The following is a 16,716-nucleotide window of genomic DNA, read 5'->3' as shown; positions in this document are numbered from 1 at the left end:
CATGTTCGAAACTGGTACGTCCGCGACGGTCCGCTCGTTCCACGTGATGCCCGGCATGCCGCCGCCCGAGGGCGAGTACCACTCCCACGACTACCGGTTCGACATCGTGGTGACCCGCGACGAGCTCGACGAGCGTGGCATGGTCGTCGACCTGGACGTGCTCGACGACGCGCTCACCGGGCTGGTGGATCGGCTCTCCGACGCCGACCTCGACGCTATCGTGGCGCCCGACCTGGGCGTGGAGGCGGTCACGGTCGAGGCGTTCGCGCTGTGGGTGCACGGCCAGTTGGCGAAGGTCCTCCCGGGTGGGGTCGTGCTGTCCGTCCGGGTCTTCGAGAACGCGGTGGCGTTCGGCGGGTACCGGGCTCCGCTGGCGTGACGTTCACAGTTTCGCTCGTCACGGTCGGCGACCCCGACACGATGACCGGGGGTTATCTCTATCACCGCCGGGTCGCCGACCGGGCCGCCGCAAACGACGCACGAATCGACTTCCGGTCGCTGCCGACGTCGCGGTTCCCGTTGCCGCTGGTCGCCGGCCGTTCCCTGATGCGCCGCCTGGCACGCGAGCGGCCCGACGTCGTGCTCCTCGACAGCATCGCGGCGGCGTTCGTGGGTCCCTTCCTGGGGCCGTCGCTCCCACCCGTCGCGGCGATCCTGCACCAGCCGCCGGGCGGCATCGACCACGGCGCGGTCCGCCGGTCCCTCCAGGCGCGGCTCGACCGGGCGGCGTACGACCGGGTGGCGCGGCTGCTCGTGGCGAGCGACGACCTCGCCGACACGCTGCGCAAGGGTGGGCTGCCCGGCGACCTGATGCGGGTGGTGCCACCGGGGCGGGACCCCGCCACGTCGTCGGTCGTCACTCCGCCCGGTGACCTGCGGGCGGGGCGGGGGTGCGCGGTGCTGTCCGTGGGCAACTGGGTTGCCCGCAAGGGGTTGCTCGAGCTTCTGTCGGCGTTGTCGGCGTTGCCGCCGGACGCGTTCACGCTGCACCTGCTCGGCGATCCCGGGGTGGAGCCGGCGTACGCGGCCCGGGTGCGTGCCCGGCTGGCCGCACCGGACCTGGCCGACCGGGTCGTGGTCCACGGGGTGCGCACGCCGGCCGAGGTGGTCGGGTTCTACCGGGCCGCCGACGTGTTCGCGCTGGCCAGCCTGCGCGAGCCGTACGGCACCGTGTACGGCGAGGCGATGGCCGAGGGGCTGCCGGTCGTCGGCTGGGACGCGGGCAACCTGCCGCACCTGGCACGGAACGGCGTCGAGGGGCTGGCCGTACCACCCGGTGACGTGCCGGCGTTGACCGAGGCCCTGCGGTCGCTGACGCTCGACGCGTCGTTGCGGGAGCGGATGGCCGCGGCGGCGCGGCTGCGGGCGGCGGAGTTCCCGACGTGGGACGACACCGCGCGCATGGTGTTCGACGAGTTGCGACGCGTTGCGAAGGAGGCCGGGCGGTGACGTTGGAGGCGGTGAAGTTCGACGCCGTGCTGTTCGACGCCGGTGACACGCTGATCCGCTTGCGCGGCAACGGCGAGTCGCTGCTGCACCGGGCCGGCGCGGCGCTGGGGTGCGGTCCGCTCGACCCGGCCGAGGTGGCCCACGTGTGGCAGTGCGTGCTCGACCGCAGCGGCACCGCCGAGGAGCTGGCCAAGGGCCGCGACCTGTCCAACGCCCGCCACCGCGAGGTGTGGATCGAGCTCTACACCACCGCCGGGTGCGAGGACCTGGCGCCGGGACTGAGCAGCCGGCTCTACGAGCTGACCGTCGACGCCGCCTCGTGGGAGGCCTTCCCCGACACGTCGCCGGTGCTGCGGGCCCTGCACGAGCGCGGCCTGCGCGTGGGGATCGTCTCCGACACCGGTTTCGACCTGCGCCCCGCCCTGTCCCGGCTGGGCCTGCTCCGCTACGTCGACGCGGTGGTCATGTCGTACGAGTACGGCATCTGCAAGCCCGCGACGAAGGTGTTCCTGACCGCGTGCGAGAAGCTCCAGGTGGACCCGGAGCGCACGCTGATGGTCGGCGACAACCCTCTGACAGACTCGGGTGCGATCAACGCGGGGATGTGCGTGTTCCTGCTGCCCAGGCCGGCCCTGACGGGGCCGAGAGGGCTGGACCACGTCCTGTCGCTGGTCTGACGGGTTCTACCCCGCGAGCGCGGTCCTCTCCCGGAGCGCGTCCCGCCGCTGCACCGGCGCGGCCTCGAGCTCGCCGATGCGGTCGTCGAGCGGCCGGAGCTGAGCGCTGCTCCACAGCCAGGCGACGTCGCGACCGAACGACCAGAACAGCGCCGCCATCGACACCGCGACGACGATCACCGACACCCGGCCCGGCAGCAGCCCCGAACCGGCCACCACCAGCGCGACCCCCTGCAGCGCGGCCACGGTCTTGCGCGAGTACTTCACGGGCAGAGCCGCCCGCAGCCAGATCATCACCCACGACGCCGCGACGAAGACGTACCGCAGCGCGCCGATCGCGAGCACCCACCCGCCCAGGAACTGGGCGACGAAGACGCTCAGCACCAGGATCAGGAACGCGTCCACCTCCATGTCGAAGCGCGCGCCGAGCGCCGTGCTGGACCCGGTACGCCGGGCCACGAAGCCGTCGGCCGCGTCGAGGAGCAGTGCCACGCTCGCCAGCACGGCCAGCGCCGCCACCGGGACGGCCCGGCCGGCGGTGTCGGCCACGATCGCGGCCACCCCGCCGACGAACGTCGCCCGGGTCAGCGTGACCGCGTTCGCCGGACCGAACACCCGCGCGCGGGTCCGGTGCAGCGCCCGGCACAGCAGGGCCCACAGGGCAACGCCGTACGCGCCACCCGCCAGCCAGCCCACGACGCCCAGGCCCATGGTCGATGCCAGCGCGCCGAGCACGGCGAACTGGGCGAACAGGCCGACGGTCGGCACGCGGTACGGGGCAAAAGCGACGTACCAGTCACCGAACGCGACCGACGGGGCGTACCGGAACGGGACGTCTGCGTGGCTGCGTAGCGTTGTCACGGCGGGTAGTACGGCAAAAACCGTCCGGCGGTTCAGCCGTTTCTCCAGCAAGTGGAACTCTTATCAAAACCGACGCGTGGTGAACCGTTCACGCGCTCGTCCCGTACAAGTCCACATGGCGATCGCGAAGGCACCCCGGTACAGCTCGACGTGGCTCGAGCTGCGCGAGGCCGCTGACGCGGAGGCCCGCGCGGTCGACCTCGTGGAGCACGTGAACCGGCTCCTCTCCGGGCACGGACCCGGTCTCGGACACGGACCTCTCGCCGGGCACGGCCACCTGTCGGTCCACGACCTCGGCTGCGGCACCGGCTCCATGGCGCGCTGGCTCAGCCCGCGCCTGCGGGCCGCCCAGCACTGGACCCTCCACGACCGCGACCCCGACCTCCTCGAGATCGCCGCCGACAGCCTCCGGACCCGTGGGGTCAGCGCGGAGACCCGCCTCGGCGACATCACCGCGCTCGAGGCGGCCGACCTCGAGGGCGCGTCCCTCGTCACCGCGTCGGCGCTGCTCGACATCCTCACCCTCGACGAGATCGACCGGCTCGCCGACGCCTGCACCACCGCCGGCTGCCCGGCCCTGCTCACCCTGACCGTCATCGGCCGCGTGGACCTGACCCCCTGGGAACCGCTCGACAACGTCCTCTGCGACGGGTTCAACGACCACCTGCGCGGCGGTCCCCGTGACGCGCACCGGGCCGGCCAGCGGCAGCCGCTCGGGCCGGCCGCGGCCGACGCGGCGGCCGAGGCGTTCCGCCGGTACGGCGCCACCGTTCTGGTACGCGAGACCCCGTGGACGCTCGGTGCGACCCACTCCGACCTGATCGCCGAGTGGCTGCGCGGCTTCGTTCCCGCCGCCGCGGCCCAGCTCCCCCTCGCCGGTGGCGGGCTGGACGAGGCCGTCGACGCGTACCTGGCCCGCCGCCTCGACCAGGCCGCCGCCGGCACGCTGCGCGTCACGGTCGAGCACCTCGACCTGCTGGCACTGCCGAGCAGCTTCCCCTTCGGTGGTGCGGCGTGAAGAAGGTCGTCTGGGCCTGGACGCGGATGCTCGTCGGCGTCGGCATCCTCGGTGTGCTCCTGCACCGCCTCGGTGAAGGCGCCTTCCTCGACGGTCTGCGCGTCATCGAGCCCACCACGCTGCTCGCCGCGGTCGGCATCGGCGTGCTGACCACCGTGTTCAGCGCCTGGCGCTGGTGCCTCGCGGCCCGCGGCATCGGCATCGCCCTGCCGATGCGCACCGCCGTCGCGGACTACTACCAGTCGCTCTTCCTCAACGCGACGCTCCCCGGTGGCCTGCTCGGCGACGTCAACCGGGCCGTGCAGAACGGCCGGAGCTCCGGCAGCGTCGGCCGCGGCATCCGCGCCGTCGTGCTGGAGCGCTCGGCCGGACAGATCACGCTCTTCCTGGTGGGTGCCGTCGTGCTGGTGGCGTACCCGTCGATGCTGCTCGCCGCGTCCGACGTGGTCACGGTTCCGGGTCCGGCGCTGGCCGCCGCCGGCGCCACGCTCGCGGCGACGGCCTTCGCGGTGACCCGCGCCCGCCGCCCCCACTCCCGCGTCGGCCGCGCCGTGCGCACCATGACGTCCGACGTGCGCCAGGGCCTGCTCGCCCGCCGCACCTGGCCCGGCGTGGTGGTCTCGTCGGCGATCGTGCTCGGTGGACATCTGGCGACCTTCCTGCTCGCCGCGCGCGCCGCCGGTGCGACAGCCCCGCTGCTGAAACTGCTTCCGTTCGCGGTACTCGCGCTCGTCGCCATGACGCTGCCGTTGAGCATCGGCGGCTGGGGACCGCGTGAGGGCGTCACCGCGTGGGCCTTCGGCGCCGCCGGCCTCGGTGCGGCGGAGGGCCTGACCACCGCGGTGGTGTACGGGCTGTTCGCGTTCGCCGCGGCGATGCCGGGGGTCGCCGTGCTCGTGGCCCGCTGGATCGTCCGCCTACGCCGGACACCCGCACCCGTCGACGCGGCGCCCGCCGATCCCGCGCCTATCGGATCAGCCGCCGTTGACCAGGAGCGTCTGCCCGGTGATGCCGGTGTTGGCCCCCGAGCCGAGGTAGACGATCGGTCCGGCCACCTCGTCGGCGTCTAACAGGCGGCCGAGCGCGTACCGCTCCGCGAACTCGGGCGGCACCGAGTCGACGATGTGCGCGTTGGTCTCGGTGCGGGTGAGTCCCGGCATGACCACGTTGGACAGGATGTCGCCGTCGCGGCCGAGGCTGAACGCCGCCGACCGGCTGAACCCGTGCAGGGCGGCCTTCGCCGCGCCGTAGTACTCCCCGCCCGGCATGCCGTCGACGGCGATCGACGACGAGACGTGCACCAGCCGCCCCCACCCCCGGCCGCGCATGTGCGGTGCCACGGCGCGGCTGAGGCGGAGCGTCCCCTCGAGGTTGGTGCGCAGGACCCGCTGCCACGCCTCGTCGGGCGCGTCCTCGAACGCGCCGGTGCTGTCGGGTGCCGTCGCGCCCCAGTGCACCGCGTTGTTGACCAGCACGTCGATGCGTCCCGACCACGCCAGCACCGCCTCGACCAGCGCCGAGGCCGAGTCGGCGGCGGCAAGGTCGAACCGGGCCGCCATCGCCCGGTTGCCGAAGTCGGCGGCGAGCTTGTCGGCCGCGCTCCGGGCCGCCTCCCCGGACGCGTGATACGTCAGGACCACGTCGGCGCCCTCGGCCGCGAAGCGGCGGGCGACGTGCCGCCCGATCCCACCCGACGCGCCCGTGACGATCACCGTGCGCCCTTCCAGACCCAGATCCACTTTCTGCTCCCCTCGTGTGCGGTGGTGCGGTCCACGGTGGCGGACCCGCCGGCGGCGAGGGAGGCCGCGTTCATCCTGGCCTTGGCAGGGCCACGACGGGCGCCGCCACCGTCGGTAGGGTCGAGCCATGACCGACAACGAGCTGGGGCTCTTCCTCCGCTTCCGCCGGGAGGCCACCACCCCGGAGTCGGTCGGGCTGCCCACCGGTGCGCGGCGTCGGACGCCCGGTCTGCGCCGCGCCGAGGTCGCCACGCTCGCCGGCGTCAGCGTGGAGTACCTCACCCGGCTGGAGCAGGGCCGCGACCGCAACCCGTCGGCACAGGTACTCGGCGCGCTGGCCGACGCGTTGGGCTTCACGGCCGACGAGCGGGTGCACCTCCGCTTCCTCGGCAAGGCCAGCTCCGGCGTCATCTGCCCGAACGGTGCCGCGCCCGCCATGTCGGTGCGCCCCACGGTGCGCGCCCTGCTCGACCGGCTGGAGCCCGGACCGGCGGTGGTGCTCAACCGGCTGGGCTACGTGCTCGCCACCACCAGCGGGTACGAGCGGCTCGCCCGCCCCGTCGGCCTGCTCGACGGCGAGTGGCCCAACATCATCCGCTTCACGTTCGCCGACGCCCGCGCGCGCACCGCCTATCCCGACTGGAACCGGGTCGCCGCGGAGCACGTGGCGCAGCTCAGGTCCGAGATGCGTCGCGGTGACCCGCACGCCCGGGAACTCGCCGACGACCTGACCGTCATCGCCGGCACCCCGTTCACCACGTTGCTCGACGGGCCGGCCGGTCCCGCGTCCCGCACCGGTGTCGAGCGGCTCCTGCACCCGCAGGAGGGCGAGCTGCGGCTCGCCTACGAGACGCTCGACCTCCCCGACGCCGACGAGCAACGCCTGGTCGTCCACCTCCCGGCCGACGACCCCACGGCGGCCGCGCTCGACCGCCTGACCGGCCGCCGCCCCGGCGCCCTGCGCGCCGTGCCGAACCCGGCCGCCCGCTCCGCGTAGGCGGAGCCCACCGGATCTTGGACGCTCGTGCATGCCATACGGTGCACGATCGTCCAAGATCGGGTTTGTCGGAGCGGGTTCAGGCGGCGCCGTAGGCGGTCAGGGTGCACCAGGCGACGTACTCGGCCGGGCCCTCGGTCGCCACCGCGGATCTGGCCTCGTACAGGGCCTCGGACAGTGGCAGACCTCGGGCCGTGCCCTCGTGCAGGGCGGTCATCGCGGCTACGGAGGCGCCATCCGGGACGGGGAGGCCCGCGGCCACCATGCCGGCCGTGCCGCGGGCCATCATCGCACTCACGAAGCCCAGGACCTCGCCGCCCTCGTAGGGGCGTTCGACGCCGGAGTCGCAGGCGGCCATGATGACGCGGTGGGGGGCCACGCCGCGGGAGAACATCTCGTGCAGGGTCAGGGCGCCGTCGCTGAGCTCCAAGGCGGAGAACAGCGGGTTGTCGGACCGGAGCCGGCCGTGGCAGGCCAGGTGGGCGAGGTCGGCGCCGCGTACCAGGTCGACCGTCGCCTCGACCGTGCTGTCCGGGGGCGCCAGCGCGGTGGCGCCGGGGTGGATCGCGCGCAGCGCGGCCACCTCGCGGGCGGCGCCGGGAAGTCCGGGGCCGGCCACCAGGGCCACCCGCGGCAGCGTCGGCGAATCCTGCGCCAGCGCCGGCCGGGACGGCGTGCCCAGGCCGCGGCCGCGGGCCCAGAACGTCGCCGACGGGGCGACGCTCACCGGTGCGGCCACCAGCGGCGACCACGGGACCCGGAGCAGCGGACCCGACGGAACCACCACCACCGGCACCCCCGGCGGCAGGCCCAGCGGCTCCACGAGCAGCTTGGCCAGCACCGCGATCCCCTCGTCGGCGGTGGCCCGGGCCTGCGCCAGCAGCTTCCCGCCACGGAGCATGCGGCGCTGGGCGAACAGCACCGAGTCGATCTCGCGGCGGACGGGGTCGAGCGGGCCCAGGTCGACGAGCGTCGTCCGCCGCGGATCGAGCACCACCGCGACGACCCGGCCGTCGACCGCGGCGTACTCGACCAGCCAGCCGCCGTCCAGGAGGTGCCGCAGCCCGTTGACCGACACGAGGTCGAGCACAGGGTCACCGGTGTGGTCCAGGGCCCACGACCGGCGCCGGATGCTCGCCTCCAGCGCGCTCTGCCGGGCCAGCAGCTCACGCGGCTCCTCGCCACGCTGCCGCTTCGCGGCCTTCAGCTCCTGCTCCACCGCCCGCAGCGCGAGCACCTCGCCCTCGACCTCGGGTACCGCCGGCGCCACGGTGAGCAGCGAGGCCGCCCGCGTGCGTTCGAGCCAGGTCAGGACCCGGGCCGGCGGCGCGCCCGCCGACAGCAGCGCCCGCAGGCCGAGGTCGCCCAGTTCGGCGCCGTGGCCGGCGGCCAGGACGCGCAGCTCCACCGAGGGCAGCGCCGCGCGGTGCCGCGCCAGGTCGGCCAGCCCGGCCCGGCAGTGCCGCAACACCGACGGCGACGGGCCCAGAAGCGCCGACGCCACCCGGCCCCGCAACCGCACCAGCAGCGGCTGGCCCTGGGACAGCCGACCCGCCGCCAGCAGGTGCGACCGCGCGACGGCCCGCCGCTCCAGCATCAGCGCGGCCCGTCCCGCCACCAGGTGCGCCTCCACGGCGTTCGCGCGCAACCCCAGCCGCTCCAAGGTTGCCGCAGCACGCCGTAGCCGGCGTAGCGCGTCATATGAAAAACCCGACGCCTCGACCTCGACGACGGCCGCGCGCGCGACCCACGCCGCTCGCCGCTGCCGGCGGAACTCGCGCAGTGCCGTGTCGGCCTCGGACCGCGCGCGCCCGATGTCACCCCGCGCGAGCGCCAGCCGCGCGCACCGCAGCCTGGCCTCGGCGGCCATGAGCCTGCTCCCGGTGCGGTCGAAGTCGTCGGCGGCCAGGAGCGCGACGGCGGCGGCCTCCTCGTCGAGGCGCAGGTCGACCAGGGCGTCGGAGTAGTCCATGTAGTGCTCGCCGAGCGGTACGCCGGCGGCGACGTGCAGGGCACCCGCCTCCTCGAAGCGGCGCATGCCCTCGCTGACCTGGCCCGCGTTGAAGCTGGCCAGCGCCAGCATGTGGGTGACCCACGCGTGCACGATGCCGCCGAGGTCGCGGGCCGGTTCCATCGCGCGGACCAGGTGCTCCAGCGCCGCACGGGGCTGGCCGAGACGGATCTGGGCGTCGGACATGTTGATGGCGGCCTTGACCCGGATGACCGGTGGGCACAGCGGATCGCCGAGGGCGCGGCGGTAGAGACCGACCGCCTCGGTGAGCCGGCCGCGGGTGTGGTGCAGCAACGCGAGCTGCATCAGCAGGTCGGGCCGCTGGTCGGGGGCGACGAGCGGCTCGGCCCGCCGCAGGTCGCGCATCGCGTCGGCCAGGCGGCCCAGCTCGTGCAGGGCGACGGCGCGGCTCACCAGCACCTCGCCGAGCCGGCGCGGCAGCCGGTGCCGCTCGGCGAGGCGCACCGCCTGGTCGAGCAGCCGCTTCGCGCCGGCGTTGTCGAACTTGGCGTGCCGGCCCCAGGCCAGCGCGCGCATCGCGACCACGAGCGCCTCGTAGTCGGGGACCTTGCGGGCGCGGTCGATGATGTCTGTGGCGAGGGCGATGTATCTGGCGGGGTGAGTGGTGACTCCGCTATACGCGTCTTCGGCCTCGGACAGCAGTCCGTCAGCGGTACCAGTGACCATTATTCGACCGCTCTATGGCGCGGGACGACAGATCGGGTCAGCCTACAGCAGCCGAACGAGGGGGATCATCCATGGCTGAGCGGGATTCTCGCTTGGAGCTTTCACGGCCGCGAACGCCGAAGCGTTCGCCCGACCAGATGGAGAAGGACCGGGAAGCGGTACGGCGTCAGCTCGCCGAGCTCGACCCCGCCCGCACCGAGCGGCTCAACCAGATCATCGACGGCATCCGCCGGCGGCAGGACGCGGCGCCGCAGGCCTATGCCGTGAAGTTCGACCGGTACCGCGACAAGGCTCTCGTCGCGCGCAGCCAGCTCGTGGTCGACCTGACTCCGGGCCTGGCACCGGTCGAGCGTGTGCTGTCCGAGCTCGGGTACGAGCCCCAGTCCGTCGTGCGCACCTGCGACGGGCTGGTGCGCGACGGGTCGACGAAGGTGTTCGTCAGCCGCGGCCGGCGGCTCACCGAGCAGCTGATGACCGACTGCGAAACCCTGTGGGAGCGCGGCATCCGGGCGTCGATGAACCCGATCGTCCCGCTCGGCTACACGCTGAAGGGCGAGGACTTCCCGGTGCCGACGACCGTCGCGGTCACGCCGCCGACCAGCGGCCCGGCGGGCGCGCCGGTGCGGGTGGCGATCATCGACACCGGCATCACCCCCGAGGTCCGCACCGACCAGTGGCTGGGGTCGGTCGTCCGCACCGCGCAGAACGTCGACTTCCTCGACGTGCTGCCGTTCCCGGGCGACAGCCGGCTCGACTGGTTCAGCGGGCACGGCACGTTCGTCACCGGCATCGTGCAGCAGATCGCGCCCGGGGTGGAGACCGTCGTCTACCGGTTCACCAGCGCCGACGGTCTGGGCACCGAGAAGGACGTCGCCGAGACGATCCTGCGCGCGGCCCAGGAGGCGGCGGCCGACGGCGTGCGGCTGATCATCAACCTGTCCATGGGTGTACCGGCGATCGCCGGTGTGCCGCCGATCGCGCTCGCCAGCGCCGTGCAGCAGCTGGCCGCCGACCCCAACGTGCTGCTGGTCGCCGCCGCCGGCAACGACGGCACCGACGAGCCGATGTACCCGGCCGCGTTCGACGGCGTCATCGGCGTCGGCGCGCTCACGGCCGGGTACGAGCCGGCGCCGTTCTCCAACCACGGCAAGGACTACCTCGACTGCTCGACGGTCGGCGTCGGCATCGTGTCGACGTTCGTGGCCGGGCTGATGCCGCCCGAGGCGGGCTCGACGATCGCCGACTACACGTTCCCGAACGACTCGTGGGCGGTGTGGAGCGGCACGTCGTTCTCCACCCCGCAGATCTGCGCGGCGATCGCCGCCCGCTGCCGGGCCGACGCGAACCTCAGCCCGCGTGACGCGTTCACCGAGCTGGTCCAGGGCGAACCCGAGCTGCAGGGCTACGGGTACGTCGTCCACGACCTGCTACCGGGCACACCGGCGTAACCAACGAAAGGCCCCCGCCGTCGTCGGCGGGGGCCTTGACGTCACTCCAGGCCCGTCCATTGCGTGGTGACCGGACGCGCGCCCGGCCGGCTCCACGTGAGGCTGAACGGCTCCGGCGCCAGCCCGTCGAACTCGAAGCGGCCCCGCGCGTCGGCCTCCGCCTGTCGCGGCGGACCCGACGGCTGCCGCGCCTCCAGCGACGCCGGCCCGCCCGGCACCAGCTGACCCACCACCCGCCGCGTGCGCCCGGTGCCGCTGACCTCCATCTCGATCGCCAGCTCGGCGGTCTCGAACGTGAGTAAACGGGTGTCGCCACCCCGCACCGCGACCTCGAGCCCGTCGACCGCCGAGTCGGCGGTGAGCTCGGCCAGCTCCGCGTCGAGCCGGCGCAGGCCGAACAGCCCCTGTGCCAGTCCGACGACCTCGGCCGGCGGCGGGTCGTGCCGGGTGAACAGGTCGTTGAGGCGCGCTACCAGGATCTGGTCCTCGTCCATGCCTGCCTCCCCAATGTCACCCCGTGTCTTCAGATGAGTCACGTACCGCTGGCGGAGATACCCCCGTCGTCAAGGTATTTTCGTAACTGTTCCAGACAGCGCCCCCGCGTCGGCCCGAGGCTGCCCTTCGGCATCTCCAGCACCGCCGCGGCCATGTCGTACGACGGCGCGCCGTCCTCGGCCTCCAGCACCAGGACCCGCAGCAGCCGCTGGCACCGCTCGCTGAGCCGGCCGAACGCCAGCCAGAGCTCGGCGTCGCGGTCGTTCACCAGCGTGGCCCGGTCGGGCCCGGGCGCCGCCCCGGACGCCCGGTCGAACAGCGCGTCGTCGGAGCTCAGCAGGACCCGCCGGCCGCGGCGCAGGATCGCCATGCACTCCCGGCGGCACGTGGTCGCCAGCCAGCCGGCGAGGCGGGCCGGTTCCTGGATCGTCTCGAGGTGTTCCAGCAGCCGCAGCCAGGTGAGCTGGAACGCGTCGGCGGCGTCGGCCGGTGCCAGCCCGTACGACCGGCAGATCGACCAGAGCAGGGAGCTGAAGCGCTCGACGAGCTTGTTCCAGGCCCGCTGGTCACCGGCCATCGCAGACGCCATGAGCTGCGCGATCACATCATGCGGTGACCCGCGCCCACCGCCCATGCGGCGCCCTCCCTCGACGGAAGCCGGTACCCGGCTTCGCGGGACAGCATGTCACATAGCGGTCATGCCACGGCCGACGCCGAGCGGGTGGGTCGGCTGTCGTCCATCGGACCCGCGTTGGGGTGGGACACCCGGCCGCCGTCGTGGGCGCGCGTGGGGCAGAGCGTGGCGGCGAGGATCGTCTCGGTCGCCTCCGGCGGTGCGGGACGCGCGAAGTGGTACCCCTGGGCCAGGTCGCACCCGAGCAGCGCCAACCGCTCCGCCTGCTCCGGGGTCTCCACCGCCTCCGCGATCGTGCGCAGCCCGAGGCTGCCCGCCAGTTCGACGATCGCCCGGACGAACACGTGGTCGCGGTCCTCGAGGTGGGACGTGAACGAGCCGTCCATCTTGAGGATGTCCACGGGCAGCTGCCGCAGGTACGCCAGCGACGAGTACCCGGTGCCGAAGTCGTCGATGGCGATCCGCACGCCGCGGTCGCGCAGCCGCTGCAGCTGCGCCATCACGGTGGCCGCGTCCCGGGCGGCGGTGATCAGACCGGTCTCGGTGATCTCGACGATCAGCGCGGTGCCGGGCAGGTCGTTGTCGGCGAGCGCCTCGAGCACGGTCTCGGCGAAGTCGTCGCGGCGCACCTGCCGGGCGGCGGCGTTGACGGTCACCGAGATGCCGTAGCGCGGGTACCAGTCCCGCAGCTGTGCGCACACCTCGCGCAGGACCCACGTGCCGATCGGGACGATCGCGCCGCTCTGCTCCGCGACCGGGATGAAGTCCGCCGGCGAGACGCGGGTGCCGTCGGCGCGGGTCCACCGCAGCAGCGCCTCGGCCGCCACGATCGCGCCGGTGTGCAGGTCGGCGATCGGCTGGTAGTGCACGCTGAACTCGCCGTCGGCGAGTGCCCGGTCGACGTCGCGGACCATCCGGGTGCGGGCCTGCCGCTCGGTGTGCGCGGCGGCGTCGTAGACGGCGACCTGGTTGCCGCCGTTGCTCTGGCCGGTGAACAGCGCCAGGTCGGCTTCGCGCAAAGCGTGCGCGGCAGTGGTCGGACGGTCGAGCGGCAGCACGCCCACGCTCGCGGTGAGCAGCGCCGTTCCGCCGCCCGGCACCGGGTACGGCCGGCGGACCGCGTCGACGACCCAGTCGCCGAACTCCACCGCGTACTGCGCGCCGCCGCGCAGGAGCACGGCGAACTCGTCGCTGCCGACCCGCATCAACGACGCGTCGAGGCTGCCGGCGGTGACGGCCAGCCGCCGGCCCACCTCACGCAGGATGTCGTCGCCGACCGCGTGGCCGTAGCTGTCGTTGACGTCGCGGAACCCGTCGAGGTCGATGAGCAGCAGGGCCGAGCCGGGTCGCACGGTGTCGAGCTCGGTGCGCAGCTGCACGAGGTTGCCGAGGCCGGTGAGGTCGTCGAGGCGCGAGCGGGACTCCAGGAGCACCGCGAGCTGCGACAGCCGCACCACCAGCAGCATCGCCATCAGGCCGGCGAAGCCCAGCGGCACCAGCACGTGCATCCACTCGCCGCCGGAGCCGTGGTCGGACCGGACGATCTGGTACCCGGTCAGCGCGACGGCGGTCGCGATCAACGCCACGTACACCCACAGCCGCGACTTCGACGTCGGGTTCGGCTCGGAGGCGACCTGGCCACCGCTGTGCGCCATCGACGGGTGCAGCGCCGCGCCGCCGATCAGCAGGTAGACGGCGACGTAGCCGGCGGCGGTGAACGTCGGCGCGGTACCGGTGTCGGCCAGGACCGCGTAGTAGGTGACGTCGGTGAGGATCAGCAGCCCGGCGGCCACCACCAGCAACGCGTAGGACATCGTGCGCACCTGCGTGACCAGCAGCGTCCGGGCGGTGAGGGCCAGCACGCCGAGGTCACCGGCGAGGTACATGAGGTACCAGCCGAACTCGACGGTGTCGATGGAGGCCTCGTGCACCATCGGCTCGACCACGACGGCCCAGACGAGGGCGGCTCCACCCGCGGCCACGATGGCCGCCTCGACCCTGCCGCCACGCCGCTGGCCGCGCCGGGTCCAGCCGACGATGCTCACCATCAGCATCGGCATCACCAGGCTGTAGACCAGGTCGCCGCCCGACGGGAACAGCCGCTCGCCGAACACCGCCAGGTCGACGGCCCACCAGAGGCTGGCGAGCATTCCGGCGCAGACGCAGCCCATCAGCAGCCACCAGGGCCGCCGCCATCCGGGCCGGTAGCGGCGCATGCCGAAGAGGATCGCGGCGACGACGGAGATCCCGGCGCACACGTACACGACCTGGCGTCCGGTTGCGGGCAGCAGAGGACTCGCGGCCACGAGTGCCGCACCGAGACCCAGGTACCACCAGGTCGCCCGCGCTGATCCGCTCATCACCCAAACTTTCGCTTCGGTTTACAGCGACCCTGGGATCGGCCGCTGGCCGGGCAACCTGAGAGGGTCAGGGCAGCATAGACGGATCCGCGCGCGAATGCGGGGTCTGCCGAATTCGGCAGACCCCGCGTCATCAAGGGACTACAGAACGATGCAGGACGTCGTCGCCGACTTCGTCGGGTCGCTCTCGGAAGTCGCGGTCAACTGCACCGCCGCCGAACGCACCGCACCCGCATCGCGCTTCACATACACGGTGACCGGCACCGTCTGCCCGAACTTCGCGGTGGTCACGGCGTTCGGGACCCACGTGGTCCAGCCACGGGCCCGCGTCGACGCAGCCACCCGGTACACGTCGGAGCCGACGTAGGCCGTCACGTCCTCCGGGTGTCCGGTGACCGGGGCGGCCTTACCGGTGTTGCGCACCGGCACCACGCACTTCGACCAGCTCCCGGGCCGGGGCGCCAGCGACACGGTCGGGTACGCCTTGACGCCGCGCACGTGCGGCCCGGCGCCGTCGAGCGACCGGACCGCCACCGTGTACGACAGGATCCCGCGCCGGTCGCGCTGCACGTCGAGCACGTAGAAGTGCAGCCGGTTCGCCGTGTCGACGTACTCGTACTCGCTGCCCGAGTCGACCCCGGCGTGGAACAGAGCGTCGGAGAGCTGCCGGTAGTCGCCGATCGTCATCTTGGCCGGGGTGCCGTCGGGCCGAACGAAGTCAACCTTGTCGATGTCCTGCGGGTTGGCGTCGACGGTCCAGATGAACGGGGCCGCGTCCTGGTTCTTGGTCTTCGCCAGGAGCACGCCCGAGTCGGGGGTGAACGAGTCGAAGCCCATTCGGTCGACGACCTCGACCGTGTAGTTCTGGTAGCCGCGTCCGTCACACAGCGGGTCGGTGTTCACGTCGCAGGGCGCCGCGAGGTCACCGGTCCCCATGGCCACGTTCACGCCGGCCAGCCCCTGCTGCGCCGCCCGCGCGGTCACCCTGGCCACGACGACCCCCGACGAACCCAGCGCCTCACGCGACAACCGCAGCACGTTCTGTTCGTCGACGATGCCCAGCTTGAGCTTGTTGCGCAGCATGTGCTGCGCGCCCATCGACGAGCCGCCGACGGCCGGGATGAGCCAGCGGCTGTGGGGGCCGCCCGGTCCGTTGAACGTGCCGCGGTCGAGCATCTCCCACGGGCCGCTGTACGCGCGGCGGGCCGGCACCGAGTACGGGTTGTTGTAGTTGTCGCCGATGCCGAGGATGTGGCTGAACTCGTGCGCGTACGTCGACATGCCCGAGCTCTCCGCCTGGGTCGACGAGCCCTGTGTCGCGTTCGGCCAGATGTTCGAGCTGGCCGCCCAGCTGGTCCATTCCACGTAACGGGTGTTGTTCCAGTTGGGCAGCGCGGGGTCCGGCGGGCCGAAGTCGTCGTTCACGTCCTCTTTGGACTGGAACTTCATCTCGCCGAACTCCTGCCACGTCGCCGACTCGTCCTGGCCGGCGCTGAGGTAGAAGATGAAGTCGTACTGCGCGGCGGTCTCCTCGCCGACGTCGGCGATCCAGGCCGCGCGGGCGTCGGTGCGCAGGTTGCGCTGGCAGGTCTCCCCCGCCGGGCAGCCGGCGCCGCGCTGCATCTGGCTCTCGATGCCGTACTGGTAGCTCTTGTTCGGCATCCGGTAGGCGCCGAACGCGCCGAGCTCGATGCCGAACCGGCCGCCCGAGTCCTCCATCCAGTACTCGTGGATGGTGTGGCCCCGGTTGAGCTCGTTCGGCGTGTTCAGGAAGTCCTTGTAGAACTGGGCGACCTGCGCGCGCGGGATGTCGGAGACCAGCTGCGGGTTGCCGTAGATGGTCGAGTTCTTCGGCTGGGTCACCACGAACGGCTGGTCGGGGTAGTCGAGCAGCACGAGCGCGCCGCGGAACGTCCGCACCGAGCCCTTCACGTTCGGGTCGTTCCACGTCGTGCCGGGGATGCGCTTGTAGTCGTCCCAGGTCATCGTGTCGGGCAGCTCGTAGTTCTGTGGATCGACCGGCGTCGGTCCGTCGGTGCCGGGCAGCGACCAGGTCCGCAGCGGCTCGCCCTCCTGCCACGGCTGGGTCTGCGGCCAGTGCCGCATCTGCCAGGGGTTCGTCGTCGGTTCCGGCGGCGGGTCGGCCGCGGCTCTCCCCGGGGTGATGAGACCGGTGGACGCGGTGAGCAGCACCACCGGCACGACAAGCTTCGCTCTGAGCCGCCTCATGAACATTGACCGCCGCCTTCCCGTCGCCATCGACGCGAGCCGATGATAGTGGTCCGGGCGGCGACCGCGACAGAGATCGACCGCGTCGCGCGGGGTTCCCCTTTCGTTGTT

The 16,716-nt window shown here is 72.9% G+C and carries 14 protein-coding genes; 7 read left to right on the top strand and 7 right to left on the bottom strand.

The features are described from left to right. Position 1 precedes the first annotated feature (1 nt). Genes Voc01_RS16425 through Voc01_RS16415 form a run of 3 tightly spaced genes read left to right on the top strand, consistent with a single transcriptional unit; the run spans position 2 to position 2,126 of the window. Positions 2–379, top strand: a complete 378-nt coding sequence (locus Voc01_RS16425; RefSeq protein WP_203928295.1) for a 6-pyruvoyl trahydropterin synthase family protein — start codon at positions 2–4, stop codon at positions 377–379. Beyond that, complete coding sequence (locus Voc01_RS16420) at positions 376–1,449, top strand: glycosyltransferase family 4 protein (RefSeq protein WP_203928294.1); 1,074 nt, start codon at positions 376–378, stop codon at positions 1,447–1,449. Before Voc01_RS16425 ends, Voc01_RS16420 begins: the two co-directional genes overlap by 4 nt. Then, positions 1,446–2,126, top strand: a complete 681-nt coding sequence (locus tag Voc01_RS16415; protein WP_203928293.1) for an HAD family hydrolase — start codon at positions 1,446–1,448, stop codon at positions 2,124–2,126. Before Voc01_RS16420 ends, Voc01_RS16415 begins: the two co-directional genes overlap by 4 nt. 6 nt (positions 2,127–2,132) lie before the next feature. On the opposite strand, the gene Voc01_RS16410 is transcribed toward Voc01_RS16415, so the two are convergent. Continuing rightward, on the bottom strand, positions 2,133–2,987 hold the full coding sequence (locus Voc01_RS16410; RefSeq protein ID WP_239160240.1) for a CDP-alcohol phosphatidyltransferase family protein: 855 nt from the start codon (positions 2,985–2,987) through the stop codon (positions 2,133–2,135). 115 nt (positions 2,988–3,102) lie between these two features. Between Voc01_RS16410 and Voc01_RS16405 the strand changes: the two genes are divergently transcribed. Together Voc01_RS16405 and Voc01_RS16400 are read left to right on the top strand one after the other, a co-directional pair. After that, the gene (locus Voc01_RS16405) at positions 3,103–4,005 is read left to right on the top strand and encodes a class I SAM-dependent methyltransferase (RefSeq protein WP_203928292.1); all 903 of its coding nucleotides are present in this window, start codon (positions 3,103–3,105) and stop codon (positions 4,003–4,005) included. 26 nt (positions 4,006–4,031) lie between these two features. Next, a complete protein-coding gene (locus Voc01_RS16400) occupies positions 4,032–5,075 on the top strand; it encodes a lysylphosphatidylglycerol synthase transmembrane domain-containing protein (RefSeq protein WP_203928331.1) in 1,044 nt (347 codons plus the stop codon). Here the strand turns inward: Voc01_RS16400 and Voc01_RS16395 are convergent. Further along, the gene (locus tag Voc01_RS16395; RefSeq protein ID WP_203928291.1) at positions 4,980–5,744 is read right to left on the bottom strand and encodes an SDR family NAD(P)-dependent oxidoreductase; all 765 of its coding nucleotides are present in this window, start codon (positions 5,742–5,744) and stop codon (positions 4,980–4,982) included. The two genes, Voc01_RS16400 and Voc01_RS16395, sit on opposite strands and share 96 nt — an antisense overlap. A 127-nt stretch (positions 5,745–5,871) precedes the next feature. On the opposite strand from Voc01_RS16395, the gene Voc01_RS16390 reads away from it, so the two are divergent. After that, a complete protein-coding gene (locus Voc01_RS16390; RefSeq protein ID WP_203928290.1) occupies positions 5,872–6,741 on the top strand; it encodes a helix-turn-helix domain-containing protein in 870 nt (289 codons plus the stop codon). Between the two features lie 79 nt (positions 6,742–6,820). On the opposite strand, the gene Voc01_RS54080 is transcribed toward Voc01_RS16390, so the two are convergent. Beyond that, positions 6,821–9,439, bottom strand: coding sequence for a CHAT domain-containing protein (locus Voc01_RS54080; protein ID WP_203928289.1), 2,619 nt, complete (start codon positions 9,437–9,439; stop codon positions 6,821–6,823). A gap of 137 nt (positions 9,440–9,576) precedes the next feature. Here Voc01_RS54080 and Voc01_RS16380 point away from each other — a divergent pair, with 137 nt between their 5' ends. Then, positions 9,577–10,887: a S8 family peptidase gene (locus Voc01_RS16380; RefSeq protein WP_203928288.1), complete on the top strand. Its 1,311-nt coding sequence runs from the start codon at positions 9,577–9,579 to the stop codon at positions 10,885–10,887. A 41-nt stretch (positions 10,888–10,928) separates the two neighbouring features. Here Voc01_RS16380 and Voc01_RS16375 read toward each other — a convergent pair whose 3' ends face one another. The 4 genes from Voc01_RS16375 to Voc01_RS16360 all read right to left on the bottom strand — a co-directional run bounded on the left by Voc01_RS16375 (position 10,929) and on the right by Voc01_RS16360 (position 16,605). Further along, positions 10,929–11,381, bottom strand: coding sequence for a peptidase associated/transthyretin-like domain-containing protein (locus Voc01_RS16375; RefSeq protein WP_203928287.1), 453 nt, complete (start codon positions 11,379–11,381; stop codon positions 10,929–10,931). A 38-nt stretch (positions 11,382–11,419) separates the two neighbouring features. Next, on the bottom strand, positions 11,420–11,971 hold the full coding sequence (locus tag Voc01_RS16370) for an RNA polymerase sigma factor (protein ID WP_239160239.1): 552 nt from the start codon (positions 11,969–11,971) through the stop codon (positions 11,420–11,422). A 107-nt stretch (positions 11,972–12,078) separates the two neighbouring features. Continuing rightward, on the bottom strand, positions 12,079–14,376 hold the full coding sequence (locus Voc01_RS16365) for a putative bifunctional diguanylate cyclase/phosphodiesterase (RefSeq protein ID WP_203928285.1): 2,298 nt from the start codon (positions 14,374–14,376) through the stop codon (positions 12,079–12,081). A gap of 141 nt (positions 14,377–14,517) precedes the next feature. Continuing rightward, positions 14,518–16,605, bottom strand: coding sequence for a M6 family metalloprotease domain-containing protein (locus Voc01_RS16360; RefSeq protein WP_203928284.1), 2,088 nt, complete (start codon positions 16,603–16,605; stop codon positions 14,518–14,520). Positions 16,606–16,716: the final 111 nt, after the last annotated feature.

It is taken from the genome of Virgisporangium ochraceum (genome assembly GCF_016863655.1).
Lineage (GTDB): Bacteria > Actinomycetota > Actinomycetes > Mycobacteriales > Micromonosporaceae > Virgisporangium > Virgisporangium ochraceum.
The sequence above is the reverse complement of the archived record's forward strand: the minus strand, read 5'-3'. Positions and strand labels throughout refer to the sequence as shown.